This window comes from Cysteiniphilum halobium (assembly GCF_003574425.1).
GTDB classification, from domain to species: domain Bacteria; phylum Pseudomonadota; class Gammaproteobacteria; order Francisellales; family Francisellaceae; genus Caedibacter; species Caedibacter halobius.
In genome coordinates this window covers 17,480-35,028 of record NZ_QLIU01000027.1, presented here as the reverse complement: position 1 = coordinate 35,028, position 17,549 = coordinate 17,480, and the positions used below count along the sequence as shown (strand labels likewise).

General features: G+C 40.0%; 11 protein-coding genes. 7 read left to right on the top strand and 4 right to left on the bottom strand.

The features are described from left to right. Positions 1 to 82: 82 nt before the first annotated feature. Positions 83 to 784 carry an outer membrane lipoprotein periplasmic chaperone LolA gene (gene lolA / locus DNK85_RS06185; protein WP_119328706.1) on the bottom strand — a complete coding sequence of 234 codons (702 nt, stop codon included), beginning with the start codon at positions 782 to 784 and terminating at the stop codon, positions 83 to 85. Positions 785 to 789: 5 nt separating this feature from the next. Further along, complete coding sequence (locus tag DNK85_RS06180) at positions 790 to 3,177, bottom strand: DNA translocase FtsK (RefSeq protein ID WP_119328724.1); 2,388 nt, start codon at positions 3,175 to 3,177, stop codon at positions 790 to 792. A gap of 344 nt (positions 3,178 to 3,521) precedes the next feature. Between DNK85_RS06180 and DNK85_RS06175 the strand changes: the two genes are divergently transcribed. The 3 genes from DNK85_RS06175 (at position 3,522) to DNK85_RS06165 (ending at position 7,307) form a co-directional block, all read left to right on the top strand. Continuing rightward, the gene (locus DNK85_RS06175; protein ID WP_119328705.1) at positions 3,522 to 4,715 is read left to right on the top strand and encodes a glycine C-acetyltransferase; all 1,194 of its coding nucleotides are present in this window, start codon (positions 3,522 to 3,524) and stop codon (positions 4,713 to 4,715) included. Between the two features lie 14 nt (positions 4,716 to 4,729). Further along, the gene (gene tdh, locus DNK85_RS06170) at positions 4,730 to 5,779 is read left to right on the top strand and encodes an L-threonine 3-dehydrogenase (RefSeq protein WP_119328723.1); all 1,050 of its coding nucleotides are present in this window, start codon (positions 4,730 to 4,732) and stop codon (positions 5,777 to 5,779) included. A 115-nt stretch (positions 5,780 to 5,894) separates the two neighbouring features. Continuing rightward, a complete protein-coding gene (locus tag DNK85_RS06165) occupies positions 5,895 to 7,307 on the top strand; it encodes a peptide MFS transporter (protein WP_119328704.1) in 1,413 nt (470 codons plus the stop codon). Positions 7,308 to 7,429: 122 nt separating this feature from the next. Here the strand turns inward: DNK85_RS06165 and DNK85_RS06160 are convergent, their stop codons facing one another. Beyond that, entirely contained in the window at positions 7,430 to 8,314 is an 885-nt protein-coding gene (locus tag DNK85_RS06160) for a DMT family transporter (RefSeq protein ID WP_119328703.1), read from the bottom strand. Between the two features lie 196 nt (positions 8,315 to 8,510). Next, on the bottom strand, positions 8,511 to 9,302 hold the full coding sequence (locus DNK85_RS06155; RefSeq protein WP_119328702.1) for an SDR family NAD(P)-dependent oxidoreductase: 792 nt from the start codon (positions 9,300 to 9,302) through the stop codon (positions 8,511 to 8,513). 132 nt (positions 9,303 to 9,434) lie between these two features. Between DNK85_RS06155 and DNK85_RS06150 the strand changes: the two genes are divergently transcribed. The 4 genes from DNK85_RS06150 to DNK85_RS06135 all read left to right on the top strand — a co-directional run bounded on the left by DNK85_RS06150 (position 9,435) and on the right by DNK85_RS06135 (position 17,532). After that, positions 9,435 to 11,258 carry an RNB domain-containing ribonuclease gene (locus DNK85_RS06150; protein ID WP_119328701.1) on the top strand — a complete coding sequence of 608 codons (1,824 nt, stop codon included), beginning with the start codon at positions 9,435 to 9,437 and terminating at the stop codon, positions 11,256 to 11,258. A 3-nt stretch (positions 11,259 to 11,261) separates the two neighbouring features. Then, positions 11,262 to 15,119: an ATP-dependent RNA helicase HrpA gene (gene hrpA / locus DNK85_RS06145; RefSeq protein ID WP_119328700.1), complete on the top strand. Its 3,858-nt coding sequence runs from the start codon at positions 11,262 to 11,264 to the stop codon at positions 15,117 to 15,119. Between the two features lie 476 nt (positions 15,120 to 15,595). Beyond that, on the top strand, positions 15,596 to 16,876 hold the full coding sequence (gene aroA, locus DNK85_RS06140) for a 3-phosphoshikimate 1-carboxyvinyltransferase (RefSeq protein WP_119328699.1): 1,281 nt from the start codon (positions 15,596 to 15,598) through the stop codon (positions 16,874 to 16,876). Between the two features lie 53 nt (positions 16,877 to 16,929). Then, complete coding sequence (locus DNK85_RS06135) at positions 16,930 to 17,532, top strand: methyltransferase domain-containing protein (RefSeq protein WP_119328698.1); 603 nt, start codon at positions 16,930 to 16,932, stop codon at positions 17,530 to 17,532. Positions 17,533 to 17,549 lie beyond the last annotated feature (17 nt).

Below are 17,549 nucleotides of genomic sequence, written 5' to 3'. Positions count from 1 at the left end.
TGTTAATTATGTCTTGAAAGGCTTATGCAATGTGCCCCTACATAGTGATTTATCATGGAAAAAGATGCTGCTAAAGTTACTTTTAACCTAATACATCAACGCCTTTAGGTGGCGTGAAATCATAGGTTTTCGTCGGGATTTTTGCGGTTGAAATATCATAAAACTCAATGTGCGTTGATTGTCCAACCTCTGTTTGGATTAGCATTGATTTTGGTGTATCACCAGCGAAAGTAATGTCGATATATTTTATCAAAGACTGATCATTCACTTTAGGTGTCAAGCGATAAGTATGTTTGCCATTTTGTGTCATGCTAAAGAGCTTTTGTAATATCTTACTATCCCCAGTTAATAACAGTAAGTATGGTGCTTGCGAGATGTTTTTAGGCACTTCACTGATTGTGACTTGCTCTAAATCTTCGTCATAATTCCACAGCTTTTGACCATTAGATAACAACATCTGTTTTTGTGGGGACTCAACTTGCCATTTAAAGAAGCTTGGTTTACTGACCCATAACTCACCAGTGCTAATTTCTTTAATACCTTGTTGTGGATTGATCAAACTTTGACGAAACTTGGCATGCATGTTTTTAAGATCAGTTAATAGTTTAAATAGCACGCTCTCAGAGTCATTGCCCTCTTTTATTGCAGTTTTAGTTACTGTTGTGGTATTGCTTTTATCCTGTGCAAACGCAGGGTTAAGTAGTGCGCCAGAGAGTGCAGAAATTGATGCTACACTTAAGACACTGTATTTAATCAGTTGGCATATGTTTTTAAAGTCACTCATTTTTATCACCTTTTTACTAGTACTTCGCGCATACCATTGCTTTGCATTTCACTAACAAGACCAGCTGCCTCCATCTCTTCGATTAAACGTGCCGAGCGGTTATAGCCAATGCGTAATCGGCGTTGAATGTTTGAAATTGAGGCGCGTTGAGTTTCAAGCACGATTTTAACAGCTTCATCATATAGTGGATCAGAACTATCAACTCCTCCTTCTCCATCGCTACCTTCTTCATCCTCGCTAGCAGTGATGCTATCAATATACTCAGGTTCGCCCATTTCTTTCCATGCGCCAACAACACGATGTACCTCATCATCATCAACAAAAGCACCATGCACGCGTGTTGGCACGCCTGAGCCAGGTGGCAGATAAAGCATATCGCCATGACCTAATAGCTGTTCAGCGCCTTGTTGATCTAAAATGGTGCGTGAATCAATTTTGGATGATACTTGAAAAGCAATGCGTGTTGGGATATTGGCTTTAATTAAACCGGTTACGACATCGACGGATGGGCGTTGTGTTGCAAGGATCAAGTGAATGCCTGCTGCACGCGCTTTTTGTGCCAAACGTGCAATGAGCTCTTCAACTTTTTTGCCAACAACCATTATCATATCGGCAAATTCATCAGCAATAACAACGATATAAGGCAATTTTTCTAAACATGGTGCATCTTCATCGTGCCCAGGGCGCAGTTTAAGCCATAGTGGATCTTTCATCGGTTCGCCTGACTTTTCTGCTTCAAGGACTTTTTCATTTAATCCAGCGATATTTCTAACACCCGTTGCTGCCATAAGCTCATAACGTCGATCCATTTCTTTAACACACCAGCGTAGGGCATTGGCAGCTTCGTTCATATCAGTAACAACCGGTGTGAGAAGATGCGGAATTCCCTCATAAATTGATAGCTCAAGCATCTTTGGATCTATCATAATAAGACGCAGATCATCGGGTGTTGATTTATAAAGCATGCTGATAATCATCGCATTTACACCAACAGATTTACCTGAACCAGTCGTTCCTGCAACCAATAAATGTGGCATTTTGGCAAGATTAGCAGTCTCGGGAGTCCCTGCAATATCGACACCTAACCCCATAGTCAGTGGTGAGCTTGATTCAATAAACTTTTTGTGTGCGAGAACTTCTTTTAAACGCACCATTTCACGCTTTTGGTTAGGCAGTTCAAGACCAACATAGGGTTTGCCAGGAATCACCTCAACGACACGCACGCGTGCCGCGGAGAGTGAACGCGCTAAATCCTGTGCTAATCCACTTAATTTGCTGACTTTGACACCGGGGGCAAGCTCAACTTCAAAGCGCGTGATCACCGGTCCTGGGTAACTGCCAACGACTTTAACTTGCACACCAAAATCAGCAAGTTTTTCCTCAACTAATAGAGCCATCTTCTGTAAAAACTCTTTGGAAATCTGCTCTTTTTTCGCTTCGGGGTTATCCAATAAATCTAATGATGGCAGACCGGTAATCTTATCGGTTTTATTTTTAAATTTTTTAGGTTTTATTTCCTTATTAGATACTGCAGATGTTGTTGTAGGTGTAGGCAAAGGAGAGTTATCTAACTCAGTAAACGCTTCATCATCAAGCTCTTTTGTAAGTGATGTTGGTGTGAATTCATCATCAAAAGGAGCAAAAGAGATATCGCGATCATCAATACCCTGATTAATTCCAGGGTCATTGTAATTAAGGCTATCAAGTGTATCATTCTCAGCGATAAAGCCATCTTGATGTAATTGAGTCTTCTTTTCTTTGTCAGCACTTTTTGCCAGTAGCTTTTGCTCTTTTAGTGCTTTTTTTTGTTCCTTACGTTTAGCGCGTTCAAGTGCCTTTTGTTCTTTTTCTTCAGCAGAAGTTGTGAAAAAATCTTTTATTGTCATCACAATAAAACGAATAAGGGCAGCAAGCACGCGAATCCAAAAACCACCGGAGAATAAGGTTAAGCCTAAGGCAAAAGCAACGATAAGTACCAAAATACTTCCGGCGGTACTAAGATATAAGATTGCATATTTAGCGACTTCTTGCCCGAGAATGCCACCGGCGCCTTCAGGCATGTAAACACTAAAAAAAGACAGTGCGATTTGTGCTAGCCCACTACCTGAGAAGACTAATAAAATAGCACCGGCAAAGCGCATGAGCATCAGTAGAATACTGCTTTCAGCAAAGTTTTTACGCTCAAGAAAAAGCTGCCAGATGCCATAAACCAATAAAAAGGGAATTAAAAAACCAAAGACGCCGCAGATGCTCAAGATGACATTGGCAGTATAAGCGCCGACAATCCCTGCGTAGTTATAGACTTTATCTTGTGATTGAGCAATCGTCCATCCTGGATCATTACTGTTATATGAAAAAAGTGATAATAATAAAAACAAGGTGATTGCGCCCATCAATACAAGCCAAGTAATGCGTAAGCGATCAACCAAAAGTGGATGAAGCTCTTTTTTAGGTGTTGCTTGATTGGCAGATTGCTTTGCTATTTTAGCGGTTTTAGTTTTCTTAGAATCCGCTTTTGATGATGTGTTTTTTTTACTTTTACGCAGCAGCGCCACTATTCATTCCTCATGTTCATCAAGATTAAACGCTCTTATCATACCAAGGGCAAAACAATCCAAGCAACTCGTTTTGCCGGAATGTTAAGAGATTAACAGTTAAACTTGTCGCTTGTAGCTCTTCTCAGGTAGAATGGCGCAAGTGTATTTGGTATTAAAAAGCTAACAAAAGGAAACTTAAGATGAATAGTGCGTTTTATGATCATTTGCGTCGAGGGATTAATGAAATTAAAGAAGCGGGAACTTATAAAGGTGAGCGTATTATTAATTCACCACAGTCGTCAGATATTACGCTTAAAAATGGGGCACATGTTATTAATTTCTGTGCGAATAATTATCTAGGTCTTGCGGATAATAAAGACCTGGTAGAAACCGCTAAAAAAGCACTGGATCAATACGGGTATGGTGCGGCATCTGTGCGCTTTATTTGTGGTACACAAACGCCTCATAGAGAGCTTGAAGATTTGATTAGTCAATATCTAAAAATGGAAGAAACAATCGTTTTTCCATCATGTTTTGATGCCAATGGTGGTGTGTTTGAATCTATCTTAACCGCAGAAGATGCAGTGATTAGTGATGCGTTAAATCACGCGAGTATTATCGATGGTGTGCGTTTATGTAAAGCGATGCGCTTTCGCTATAAAAATAACGATATGCACGATCTTGAAACACAGTTAAAAGCAGCAGATGAGAAAGGCGCACGTTTTAAGCTGATTGTAACAGATGGTGTTTTCTCTATGGATGGTATTATTGCAAACTTGCAAGGGGTATGTGATTTAGCGGATAAATATAATGCAATCGTGATGGTTGATGACTCACATGCTACCGGCTTTATTGGTGAGCAGGGGCGTGGCACACCAAGTTATTGTGGTGTTGAGGGACGTGTTGATATTATTACCAGCACCTTAGGTAAAGCGTTAGGTGGAGCCTCGGGTGGTTTTGTGTCAGCTCGAGCGCCAATTGCAGAAATGCTAAAACAAAAAGCACGCCCTTATCTGTTTTCAAATGCATTGGCACCGATGATTGCAGCAACGTCAATGGCGGCAATTAAGCTTGCGATGAGTTCAGATGAGAGACGCGATGTGTTGCAACGCAACCAAAAACATTTCAGACAAAAAATGACAGCAGCAGGTTTTGATCTTATTCCTGGTGAGCATCCGATTATCCCAGTGATGTTATATGAAGAGAAAAAAGCGGCTGAAATGGCAGAAAAATTGCTTAAAAAGGGCGTCTATGTGATTGCATTTTCGTATCCAGTTGTGCCAAAAGGCTTAGCACGTATTCGTACACAGATGTCAGCAGCACATACGCTTGAACAGATTAACAAAACGGTTCAAGCATTTACTGAAGTTGGCAAAGAAATGGGGATTATATAAAAATGCACAAAACAATGAAGGCATTATCTAAGCTTAAAGCCGAGCCAGGTATTTGGATGACTGAGCTGCTTGTCCCTGAGGTTGGGCATAATGATGTATTGATCAAAGTCAAAAAAACAGCGATTTGTGGTACAGACTTGCATATTTATCTATGGGATGAATGGTCGCAAAAAACGATTCCAGTACCTATGGCAGTTGGACATGAGTTTGTTGGTGAGATCGTGAGTTTAGGTTGCGAAGTCAAAGGCTTTAAAATAGGGGATCGTGTTTCAGGTGAGGGGCATATTACTTGCGGGTTTTGCCGCAATTGCCGCGCGGGTAAGCGTCATCTATGCCGTAATACGGTCGGTGTTGGTGTTAATCGCCAAGGTGCATTTGCTGAGTATTTAGCAATTCCAGCGGAGAATACTTTTAAAGTTCCTGACTATGTTAACGATGATATTGCCAGTATGTTTGATCCCTTTGGTAATGCTGTGCATACAGCGCTATCTTTTGATCTTACGGGTGAAGATGTACTTATTACTGGAGCCGGTCCCATAGGTATTATGGCGGTGGCAATTGCGCGGCATGTTGGTGCTAAGCATATTGTGATTACTGATATTAATGATTACCGTTTAGAGTTGGCAAGAAAAATGGGTGCAAGTGTTGCTTTAAATGTCAAAGGCTATAAAACGGCGGCTGAGCAATCTCATGCACTAAAAGAAACAATGAAGAAGCTTGGTATGACTGAAGGCTTTGATGTTGGTCTTGAGATGTCAGGCCATCAAGCTGCGATTAATGCCATGATTCAAACGATGAATAATGGTGGAAATATAGCATTATTAGGCATTGGTGGAGCAGAAGTTACTGTGCCATGGAACGATATTGTTTTTAAAGGCTTGCACTTAAAAGGGATTTATGGCCGTGAAATCTATGAAACTTGGTATAAAATGGCAAGTATGGTTGGCTCAGGCCTAAATGTAAACCCTGTGATAACACATCAGTTCCATGTTGATGATTTTCTACAAGGGTTTGAACTGATGAAATCAGGGCAATGTGGAAAAGTCATTTTGAACTGGGCATAGAGTTTATAGGAAGGATAATAAGCTCTTGATTGTCAGTAATTTTTTTATTTCTTGCTTTTTGCTTACTTTTATTATCGAATGTTCACCTTTCTAGGGAAAATGATTAGAGAAACATATGAACGTATTGAAAGGGCAAGGTAGTGTTCTAACCATTGCAAGTTTGACTGAATTTGGCGAGCGCTATAGCTACTACGTAATTCAGTCATTACTGATTTTCTTTTTAATTCACAAATTTAATTTACCTGAGGCAAAAGGTGCTTCACTCGTTGGCACAGTGCTTAGCATGGTGTATATTTCGGCCCTTGTTGGTGGTTATATTGCGGATAAGCTTATTAGCTATTATCGTGCGGCAACGCTTGGCGTGGCATTTATGATTGCCGGCAGCTTAGTGTTAGCAATTGCAAACTCTGAGAATCTACTCTTTCTTGGCCTTTCGTTTATTTCAATTAGTACAGGGTTGATTAAGTCAAATATAAGCTCATTTATTGGTCGATTTTACGATAAGACCGATGCAACAGAAGGTCAGCGTGATTTTGGATTTAATATCTTTTATGTAGGCATTAATTTAGGTGGATTTGCCGCATTACTTGTCGCTTCTTACTTAAGTGAAGCCTATGGATTTGCGGCTCCCTTTTATTCAAGCTTGGTTGTATCGATATTAGTATTGATTAATCTAACTGTTGGTTTTTTCATTTTGGCAAGACACATTAAAGAGGTTAGGATCAATTTGGCAATTGTTGTTAAAACATCCTTAATCTTGGTGGTGTATTTTGTAGTGGTTTTTCTGGTGTTAAAAAATCCCATGATTGCCAATGTTGCCATTACTGTCGCTGGTTTGGGATGTTTTATCGTCATGCTCGTCTCAGCGCAAAACAAATACTGGCGTAATGTGATTGTTGCCTTTATCTTCTTTGCCTTATCCATTTTATATTGGGCATTATTTTTTCAGATCTTTATTTCAGTCTTGCTGTTTATTTCAAAAGGGGTAAGCAATGATTTCTTCGGTTGGCATATTTTAGCCTCGCAGTTTTTAAGTTTTGAGTCAGTTGGTGTGCTGATCTTTGGATTCTTTATGGGGAAATTATGGTTGTCATTAGAGCATAAGGGCAAGGCTGTGCAAGATATTGATAAATTTAATATTGGGTTTATCTTATTAGCTGTTGTTTTCTTGGTGATTTGGATCGGTATTCAGGTAACCTCTAAAGACCAAGGAGTCCCGGCAATATATATGATCATCGCGTTTTTGATTATGGCAGTGAGTGAGTTGTCATTATCAGCAATTGGTTTGTCACTCATCACAAAATTAGCACCGCCTAACTATGTCTCTTTATACATGGGAATTTGGCTGGTAACGCTTGGAATTGGTGGCAAACTTGCTGGTGTCATTGCCCAGTGGGCGCCTGTTTCAGGTAGTATTTATAATATTAAAACAGGGATGTCATCAGGCTTAGAATTGTTTATTGTATTGACTATTGTCGGTGCTTTCTTGTGTTTGTTGCTAAGAAGATTTGTGATTGCTAAGCGATGAATCAAGAATAAGTTGCGCTTTAATTTCCCCCTCACCCGTGCAGCTTAAGTCGCACGAGCGATCCCACAAGGGAAGAGGAACTAGCTGGTGCAATTTATTTATACATCGTTACTAAGCGATAATTAGCCTTTTCTGGCACCAAATGCAATAGACAGTAAAATCAGCAAGGTGCCAATGCCTTGCACTAGTGTGATGTGTTCGCCTAAGAAAATAAATGAAAATGCTAATGTCGAGATCGGCATCGCTGCGGTGACAAGTCCTGCAGTACTCGCACTGACTTGATCACACCCCATAAACCAGAAAAGATAAAATAGTGCTGAGGCAATTGATACCAAAAATAATACAAAACAAGCATTAAAACTCAAACCAAGTAGCTCATGCCAGTTAGCAAAAAATGACAGCGGAATCATTGCAATTGCATTGATTAGGTTCATCAAAAATGCAGATTTAACCGCAGGCAATTGATTGTTTTTAAATTTGCTAATCACATAATAAAGCGCCTCAGGGATCATCGCTAAGAAAATGATTGCATCCCCGATAATTGATAGTGCTGAAAAATCATTATTTGAGAGGTTTGCACCATTAATCGCAATTAATCCAATGGTGGCAAAAAGGATACATAATGCTTTAAAACGGGTGATGCGTTGGCGGAAAATAATGAAAGATAGAATAATAATCATCGCCGGCAGCGTGCTGGTGATAAGTCCTGCCATACTTGCACTGGTAAATTGAATACCCGAGAGCATTAAAAGATTAAAGAACATTCCCGCGCATAAGGCTTGCGCAATCAACACAAGCCAGTCTTTTTTGTTAAGCGATGAAATGGTGCTATGCGAGGTGTTGGTTTTCTTAATAAAGGGAATACAAGCTAAAAGTACAAGACTGCCGACAATGAAGCGTATTTCAAGCAAAGCAATAATTGATAAGTGTGACACCAAGAATTTGGAGCCGGTGATATTGGCTCCTGTCACCAGTTGAGCAAAGATTAACGATAAAATACTCCACATAAACTCTAACTCTCTCGCAGTACTGATTACAAGTGGTATTGTACACTTTTATGATTTGAATAGCTTCCAGTATAAGCCTTTTTATCTCTATTTTAAAATGAGGAAGTAGATGGTGATTGGCAAAATGATAAATGATTTATGATGGACATAGAAAGTAAGTATAAACCTCAAAAAAAAGCGTAATTCTAGTGTCTTGTTATGACCTGGCGATATTTAATGGCGCCCAACTCTGACAAGTTGGCATTACTTCTAGTGTGTTGATGTTAATGTGTTGAGGCAGCGAGGTGGTAAAGTAAACAATCTCAGCAATATCATGCGCAACAAGTGGTTCAGTTTGTTCATAAACTTGATTTGCCTTGTGCACATCCCCTTTAAAACGCACAATGGAAAATTCAGTTTGTGCAAGCCCCGGCTCAACATCAGTCACACGAATATTCTTGCCTTGAAGATCAGAGCGTAAGGCGCGCGAGAATTGTTGGACAAAGGCTTTACTTCCGCAATAAACATGCCCGCCTGGATATGGCCAATTGGCAGCGGTTGAACCAATGTTAACGATATGTCCATAACCATTCACAAGCATCAACGGTAATATGCGTTTTGTAACATATAACAGGCCATTGATGTTGGTATTGATCATTGTTTCAAAATCAAGCTCATCGGCATCTTGGAAAGAGGATAGACCCAAAGACAGCCCTGCATTATTGATCAAAATACCGATGTTTTTAATATGTTCAGGCAGGTTGCTAATAACTTGTTCAATAGCATTTTTATCGGTGACATTAAGCTCAGCAATATGGATTGGATAGTCTTGATTTAGCGTTTTAGCCAGTGCTTGTAAATGCCCAAAGCGTCGCGCGGTTAAAATCACAGAATAACCATTGGCATTATACTTGCGTGCCATTTCAGCACCAAAGCCGGAGCTCGCGCCTGTGATAAAAACAACAGGTTTAATGTTGGTGATAGATGTTTTAGTAGGTTTATTGTGCATGATGTATCGACCTTGGTTTGTCGCTGGACTAGAGTTAAAGTGTACGAAAAAAAAGTGCAACAATCATCCCTGTTGATGCGCTTTTTTGATACCATAGCGAGAATGAATAGTTAGCTTTGTTTAGTCAAATTAATGCAGCTTGATAGTTTAGTAATTTTTAAAAATCGCCCAGCGCGTGTGATTGGATTTGTTGATAAGAAAATTGAAATTCAATTAGAGGATGAAAAAACCGTTAAATTGCCCGAGAAAAATTTGCTGTTATTGCATGATGGTGGCTTTAAGAAGTTTGAGGTATTAAGTACAGATTTAGGTGAAGGTGAACTTATTGATGCCTGGGGTTTATTGCAAGGTGCTAAAACCAATTATGGTGAGTTGAGTGAGCTTATTTATGGTGAATATAATTGTGCAACAGTCTATGGTACTTGGCAGATTGTACAAAAAGGTTTACATTTCTTTGCGCTTGAGGATGAAATTGGTGTTAACACACCAGAGGTAGTAGATGAGATTACCAAGCAAGCACAAGAGAAAGCACAAAAAGCGCAAGCACTAGAGAACTTTATTACGCGCTTAAAACAAAAAACTTATGCACCAGAGGATGAACCTTTTGTTAAAGAGCTTGCCTCATATGCCTTGGGGCAAACGGCAGGATGTCGTTTTTTTAAACTAATTGACCGGGAAGAAACACCGGTAAATGCACATGCATTGCTGCTTGATATTGGCTATTGGGATACGTTTATTAACCCGTATCCAATGCGATTAGATGTAGCGTTACAGGCACCTGTTTTTGAGTTGCCCAAGCAGCAAGGAGAATCGCGCGTTGATCTAACACATTTGGCAAGCTATGCCATTGATGATGAAGACAGTCATGATCCTGATGATGCGTTAAGTTTTGATGAGACAACACAGAAATTATGGGTGCATGTTGCTGATCCTGCCAGTTTAGTGGCTGTTGATGGCGAAATTGACAAAGAAGCGCGCGCTCGAGGGAGCAATCTTTACCTACCTGAAGGGGTTATTCCGATGCTGCCACATCAGGTTACCGAGGATTTGGCATTGGGGCTTCATCCAACATCTCCGGCGTTATCGATTGGTTTTAAGCTAGTGGATGGGCAGGTTGAAGATGTTGAGATTGTATTATCCACCATTAAAGTGACACGCTTAAGCTATCAGGAAGCTGAGCATAAGCTTAGTGAGGCACCATTTAGTCACTTTGTGCGCTTTTCTAATGCATTTAGTAGCTATCGCCAAGTGCATGGTGCTATTGAGCTTCAATTCCCAGAGGTTAAACTAAAGCTGCGTGATAAAAAAGTCGATATAATTCCTTTGGCAACATTGCAAAGTCGCAATATCGTACGCGATGCAATGCTGATGGCGGGAGTGGCTGTGGCAACCTTTGCTGATGAACATGAGATTTCTTTACCTTTCTCAACGCAGCCAGAGCATGATTTAACCCAAGAAGAGCAAACACCTAAATTAATGTCTCAAATGTTTGCCGTTAGAAGACGCTTGCAAAAAGGACAATACAAAAGTAGTGCCGATAGACATGCAGGCATGGGATTAAATGCCTATGTACAGGTAACCAGTCCATTAAGACGTTATTTGGATCTTGTGGTACACCAGCAATTAAGACGGTTCTTAAAATCTGAAACGTTGTTCTCAGGTGAGGAGATCTTCATGCGTATTGGTGAGAGCGAAGCAGGTATAAAAGCTGCGCGCCAAGCAGAGAGCTTTAGCAATAATCACTGGAAATGCGTCTATTTGACACAAAACCCAAACTGGCAAGGTGAGGCTGTGGTGATTGAGAAACAGCAAGGCAATCGCGTCACTGTTTTTATCCCCGGTTTGTCATTGATCAAGAAGTTGACATTAGCGGAGTCTGCGGATTTAGATACAACGATCACAGTAACGCTAAGTGATGTAAAACTCGCAACACAGGATATTTATTTTCGGGTTTAAAATATGCAATCTACTGATTCATTAATAAAAGTTATTAACAATGTACAAACGCGAGATCGTGCGCGATTAGTGATGCGCTTCACTGAGCTTGCTAAAGCACATAATAAGGATGATGATAAATGGCAAAAACTGATCACTGATGCGGATCAGTCGAAAGAAAAGGTAGCATTTCGTCGCATTAGCATACCAAAGATCAACTACCCTGATTTGCCAGTTAGTCAGCGTGTTGATGAGATTAAAAAAGCCATTTGTGATAACCAAGTGGTGATTATTGCTGGAGAAACCGGTTCAGGTAAATCAACGCAATTACCAAAAATTTGCCTTGATTTGGGCTTAGGTGCTAAAGGCTTTATTGGTCACACGCAACCAAGGCGTCTGGCAGCACGCTCAATTGCCAATCGTTTAAGTGAAGAGACCAATATGCCACTAGGGCAAGGCATTGGTTTTAAGATTCGTTTTAGTGACCAAACCAATGAGGACACCTTTATCAAGGTGATGACCGATGGTATTTTATTAGCGGAAATTCAAAATGATAAATATCTCTCGCAATATGAAGTGATTATTATCGATGAGGCGCATGAACGTAGTTTGAATATTGACTTTTTATTAGGGCATATCCATCAGATTTTAAAAAAACGTCCAGATTTAAAGCTTATTATTACTTCAGCGACAATTGATCAGGCGCGTTTTGCTGAGCATTTTAATGCGCCAATTATTGAAGTCTCGGGACGGACTTATCCGGTTGAAGTTCGTTATCAAGACCCATTAGATTTTGAAGATGAGTTATCACAAGCTGAGCAGATTTTGCGTGCTGTGCATAGTTTACATCATGAAAAACCAGGCGATATTTTGGTGTTTCTAGCGACTGAGCGTGATATTCATGAAACTACAGAGGTATTACGAAAAGCGCAATTAAGGCATACCGAAATATTGCCATTATTTGCGCGATTATCCAATGCCGATCAGGATAAGATATTTAACCCACGTGGTGTTGGTAGGCGGATTATTTTATCAACGAATGTTGCTGAGACTTCATTAACTGTTCCTGGTATTCGCTATGTTATCGATAGTGGGGATGTGCGTATTAGTCGTTATAGTTATCGCACCAAAGTACAACATTTGCCAATTGAACCGATTTCACAAGCCAGTGCTAATCAAAGAGCGGGGCGCTGTGGGCGTGTGGCTGAGGGGATTTGTATTCGACTTTATTCAGAAGAAGACTTTCTATCACGTGCAGCATTTACTGATCCTGAGATTTTACGCACTAACTTAGCGTCAGTTATTTTACAGATGGAAACATTAAAGCTTGGCAATATTGAGAAATTTCCGTTTCTAGAGAAGCCTGATTCGCGCATGGTCAAAGACGGCTATCGTTTACTGCATGAGATAGGCGCGTTGACTGAGCACACAAAAAAACATCACTTACAAATCACAGCCATTGGGCGACAAGTTGCGAAATTCCCATTGGATCCGCGTTTGGCGCGAATGCTTGTCAGTGGCGCAAAGCTTGGTGTTTTGCGCGAGATTTTGATTATTGTCAGCTTCTTAAGTATTCAAGATCCACGTGAGCGGCCGATGCAGTTTCAACAAAAAGCAGATGAAATGCATAAGCAGGATCATCATCAGGATTCGGATTTTTTGGGTGTCGTTAATCTATGGCAACGCTTTCACCTTGAAACAAAGGAATTATCTCATCGTTTAACACGTGAGTATTGCAAAAAGAATTTCTTATCTCCTTTACGAATGCGTGAATGGCGTGAGGTTTATTTCCAACTATTAAATTTAGCTAAGTCATTTAAATGGACAATCTCAGAAAGCGAGTCAAGTTATGCGCAGGTTCATCAAGCATTATTATCGGGATTATTGGGCTATATTGGCTTTAATTACGAGCTTAAGGAATACTTAGGCGCTCGCGGTATGAAGTTTTATATCTTTCCAGGTTCATCACAGTTTAAACGCACACCGAAGTGGCTGTGTGCCGCTGAAATTACTGAAACAACAAAACTATATGCGCGAATGGTCGCAAAGATCGATCCTGATTGGTTAGAGTCTATTGCCGAGCATTTAACCAAAAAGCACTATAACGAGCCGCATTGGAGCCAAAAACGCAAAGCGGTGATGGCAAGCTTACGTATTACGTTATATGGTTTGGATATTGTGGTTAATCGCAAGGTGCAATATGGTGAAATTGACCCACAAGTCTCGCGTGAGTTATTTATTCGTCATGCTTTGGTTTATGGCGAGTTTGCAACGAATGCCGAATTTTTCCAAAAGAACTTGAGTCTATTAGAAGAAGTTGAAGATCTCGAGCATAAGGCTCGTAAACGCGATATTGTCGTTGATGAAGAAACCTTATTTAGCTATTACGATAAATTGATTCCAGAGGATGTTAATAATGGTGTTGTATTTGAAAAATGGTATCAATCCTTATCAAAGCCGGAGCGTGAGCAACTGGTCTTTGATAAAAAAAGCCTAATGCAGCATGCAGCGCATGAGGTGACCGACAATGCCTATCCTGATTTCTTTGACTTTGGCGGGTTTCAATTACCTTTGAGTTATCATTTTGACCCGACGGCAAAAGATGACGGGGTGACGATGACGATACCTTTAGTGCTCTTAGATCAAATCGATGTCAATCAATGTGATTGGCTTGTCCCTGGATTACTGGAGGAAAAAATTATTGCGCTTATGCGTGCATTGCCTAAGCATATTCGTAAAGCCTGTGTGCCAGTGCCACATTATGCAAAGGCGGTAATTGAGGCGATTGATATTGATTTAGCTGTCAACTTCTATGATATTTTGGTGCGACAATTAGTGCGCATTAGCGGTGTTTCTTTTGACTCAAGTGTTTGGCAAGATGCAACTATTGAGCCACATTTATTGATGAACTACCGTGTGGTTGATCCACAAAATAAAATATTGGCGGAAGGGCGTGATTTAAGCGTGATTCGGGATCAATTGAGTGGTGTTGAACGTCCACAAGTAAAGGTGGCTAAAAAAGACAGCGACACACTTTATCAAACGTGGGATTTTGGAGATATTGCGTTAACACGCGATGTCACAGAATATGGCATTAAACTGAGCGTTTACCCTTGTATTGAATCATGCGATGATGGTGTGGTACTAACTCAAAAGTCAACCTTACTAGAAGCCGAAATTGCAACAAGGCTTGCAACACGCAAGCTGTTAAAGCTTTCATGCTCACATATCAATCGCACATTGGTAGAGCGTATCGCGCATAATAAGAACTTACATTTGTTATTTAGCCTGATAAAAGAGGGCAAATGGCAAGATGAATTAATCGCCAAAGCCTATGATATTGCCTTTGCGATTGAAAAGAAGCCTGTCGTACGCTCACGTCAACAGTTCAATGCGATGTATGACTCAGGAAGAGGGCAATTAGTGTCGACAATTGAAAGTCTATGTAATGATATCGAAGCCTTAATGTTGAGTTATCAAAACTTGCATAAATTACTTAATCGTAAGAAGCTGCCACTTGATTTATTGGTACTTTACAAGGAAGTGCGTAGTATCGTTGATGGTTTGGTTTATAAAGGGTTTATCGTCAAAACACCTTATCAATGGTTAAAACGTATTCCATTATATTTACAAGCGCTTAGCAATCGTTTAGATAAGGCACCAAGAGCGACAAAACAAGATCGCCAATATCAAATTGAGCAAGAGGAGCTCACTCATTTGCTTAAACAAAAAATGCAGCAAAAAGGCGTGATTGATAAAGAAAAAATGGATGAAATTCGTTGGTTGATGTATGAGTTATGGATCTCATGGTATAGTCAGGATATTAAAACGACTGAAACAGTTTCAACAACACGATTGAAAAAAAGGATTCAAGCACTGTGATGGGTATCACTCAATAAAACTATTGCATATCATATATTTCGTATAATCTGGATTTAGATTCCAGATTATACGAAATATATGATTGTTCAGCGAACGTTACAGAGTATAGTACATAAGGCCGCGCAAAGTTTTCCTGTCATTTTGGTGACAGGGGCACGCCACATCGGTAAAACAACTTTACTTCAGTGACGCCATCACGAACGGCATCGAAACATTTTTCGGTGCTCAATAATCTTAACAAGAAGATTGCCGAAGGTGCTGTTGTATGTTTAAAAGAGACCGATGGGTTGTTATCAGAATCTGTTTCGTACTTGGGCTAAAGGTAAAAAATTCAAGCGGAGAAACTCTTTGGTGTACTATAGTATGACCACAAGCACCATTAAAGAAAAATAACCTTAGTGCCAAATTTATAATGACAACGCAATGTGAGGCTATACACTAACTAAAACGTTAGACTCTTTTTGTAACTATAAAATATGACACAACAATCATTACCATTAGCAACAAAGAAAATATCTGCAGAGGTATCGTTACCGGGTTCAAAAAGCTTATCAAATCGCGTGTTACTTATTGCGGCACTAGCAAAGGGTGAATCGGTGATTAATAACTTGCCGTTAAGTAAGGATGTGTTGGCGGGTGTTGATGCATTAAAAGCTTTGGGTGTTTCACAGCGGTTTGATGAAAGTTTAGGGCGCATTGTTATCCAAGGAACTAATGGCTCTTTTCCTAGGCAAAAGGCACGTATTTTTTGTAATGAAGCGGGGACATTGACGCGTTTTATCATTCCACTGTGTGCTGCACAAAAATCAGGTGAATATTATATCTATGCCGCGCAAAGAATGATGGCGCGTCCAATTGCTGAGCAGTTATTGATATTAAACTCACTTGGTATGCAAGCAAAGTATGAACAAAATCAATTGTCTCTACCCATGACTATTTTGGCAGAGGGATTAAAGCAGAAAGAAAGTTTAAGCATTGATGGCACTAAGAGTAGTCAGTTTCTATCTGGGTTATTAATTGCAGCGCCTTTGATAGATGGTGGTTTAATCATTCACTCAAACACTGATCATCCACAGCCTTATGTACAAATGACGGTGGATATGATGCGTGACTTTGGTGTGGCGATTGACGTTGACAACAATATGTATAAGATACAAGGCAGTCAAAGCTATCAAGCACGACATTATGCGATTGAACCGGATATTTCAACGGCATCGTACTTTTGGGCGCTTGCGGCGATTACACAAGGTGATGTTAAGATTAAACATGTAGTACGTGATGCTAAGCAGGGTGACATTCGTTTTTTAGACGTTCTTGAAAAAATGGGTTGCCAAGTGATCGCTGAAGAAGATGGTATTCGTGTGATTGGTGGCGATGTGCTACGTGGTGTGACGGTGGATATGCGCAATTTCTCTGATACGTTTATGACGGTTGCGGCAATTGCATGCTTTGCTAAGGGTCAGACGCATATCACAGGCCTTGCGCATACACGCTTACAGGAGTCAGATCGTGTCAGTGCGATGGCTGAGGGCTTAACACGCTTAGGTGTTAAAGTTACAACAACGCAGGATAGTATTCATATTTATCCTGAAAAATCAGCGCTTAGAGCAGCTACTGTTGAAGGGCATAATGATCATCGAATTGCAATGTCATTGGCACTTATTGGCTTAAAGCAGGAAGGTGTTATTATCAATGGGGCAGAATGTGTCAGTAAAACATGTCCTGATTACTTTGAACGGATGGCGAAAATTATTTAGTTCATGGTTAATTCACGGTAAACTACAGCCATTTTTGATAGAAAGGACGATTGATGCAAGATAGGCAGCTACTAGATTTAGAGGTGATTTTATCGCGCTTTAGCGTCAGACGCGCTTTTTATATAGGGAAAGTTAAAAAAGCGTATTTTGATCGTGTTTCGGCAGTGCATCATTATGCAGCAAGCGGCTTTATTTATGATGCCCAGTTATTTGGTGCAAGTTTTAATGTTGGCAATTGGCCTTTTTCTAACAAAAGCTTTGACTTGATTGTGCTTGATAATGTGTTATTAAATCCCAATGAGGTGCATGAAATACTGATGGAAGCCATTCGTGTATTGAGTGATGATGGTTGTTTGATTGTAGTGCAGTATAAAAAAAATCCTGGTATGGCCATTCCATTTCGATTAGTCAATAAAGAGATAAAATCCCATGGACTACACAAAATTGAAAGTCATTACTATGACGTGTTTAATATCAAAGATTTTAATAAATGGTTGCCGTGTTTATTGCCTGAGAGCTTTTCTTGTGAGTATATTGCAAGCTTCAGCAAACAGATTATTCCTCTAAGCCCACTTTTTTCAGGGGCAACGGAAATGGTTAAGTTGCCTGGGAAATATGCCATTGGTATGAATAAAGTATTTAAAGTGAAAAAGTGATGAAAGTTAAGAAAAGT

Bases quoted from the DNA above. Each gene is read 5' to 3' on its own strand.
- DNK85_RS06160 (WP_119328703.1), bottom strand. From the start codon at position 8,314: ATGTGGAGTATTTTATCGTTAATCTTTGCTCAACTGGTGACAGGAGCC.
- DNK85_RS06135 (WP_119328698.1), top strand. From the start codon at position 16,930: ATGCAAGATAGGCAGCTACTAGATTTAGAGGTGATTTTATCGCGCTTT.
- DNK85_RS06175 (WP_119328705.1), top strand. From the start codon at position 3,522: ATGAATAGTGCGTTTTATGATCATTTGCGTCGAGGGATTAATGAAATT.
- hrpA (WP_119328700.1), top strand. From the start codon at position 11,262: ATGCAATCTACTGATTCATTAATAAAAGTTATTAACAATGTACAAACG.
- DNK85_RS06155 (WP_119328702.1), bottom strand. From the start codon at position 9,302: ATGCACAATAAACCTACTAAAACATCTATCACCAACATTAAACCTGTT.
- lolA (WP_119328706.1), bottom strand. From the start codon at position 784: ATGAGTGACTTTAAAAACATATGCCAACTGATTAAATACAGTGTCTTA.
- DNK85_RS06180 (WP_119328724.1), bottom strand. From the start codon at position 3,177: ATGGGCGCAATCACCTTGTTTTTATTATTATCACTTTTTTCATATAAC.
- tdh (WP_119328723.1), top strand. From the start codon at position 4,730: ATGAAGGCATTATCTAAGCTTAAAGCCGAGCCAGGTATTTGGATGACT.
- DNK85_RS06165 (WP_119328704.1), top strand. From the start codon at position 5,895: ATGAACGTATTGAAAGGGCAAGGTAGTGTTCTAACCATTGCAAGTTTG.
- DNK85_RS06150 (WP_119328701.1), top strand. From the start codon at position 9,435: ATGCAGCTTGATAGTTTAGTAATTTTTAAAAATCGCCCAGCGCGTGTG.
- aroA (WP_119328699.1), top strand. From the start codon at position 15,596: ATGACACAACAATCATTACCATTAGCAACAAAGAAAATATCTGCAGAG.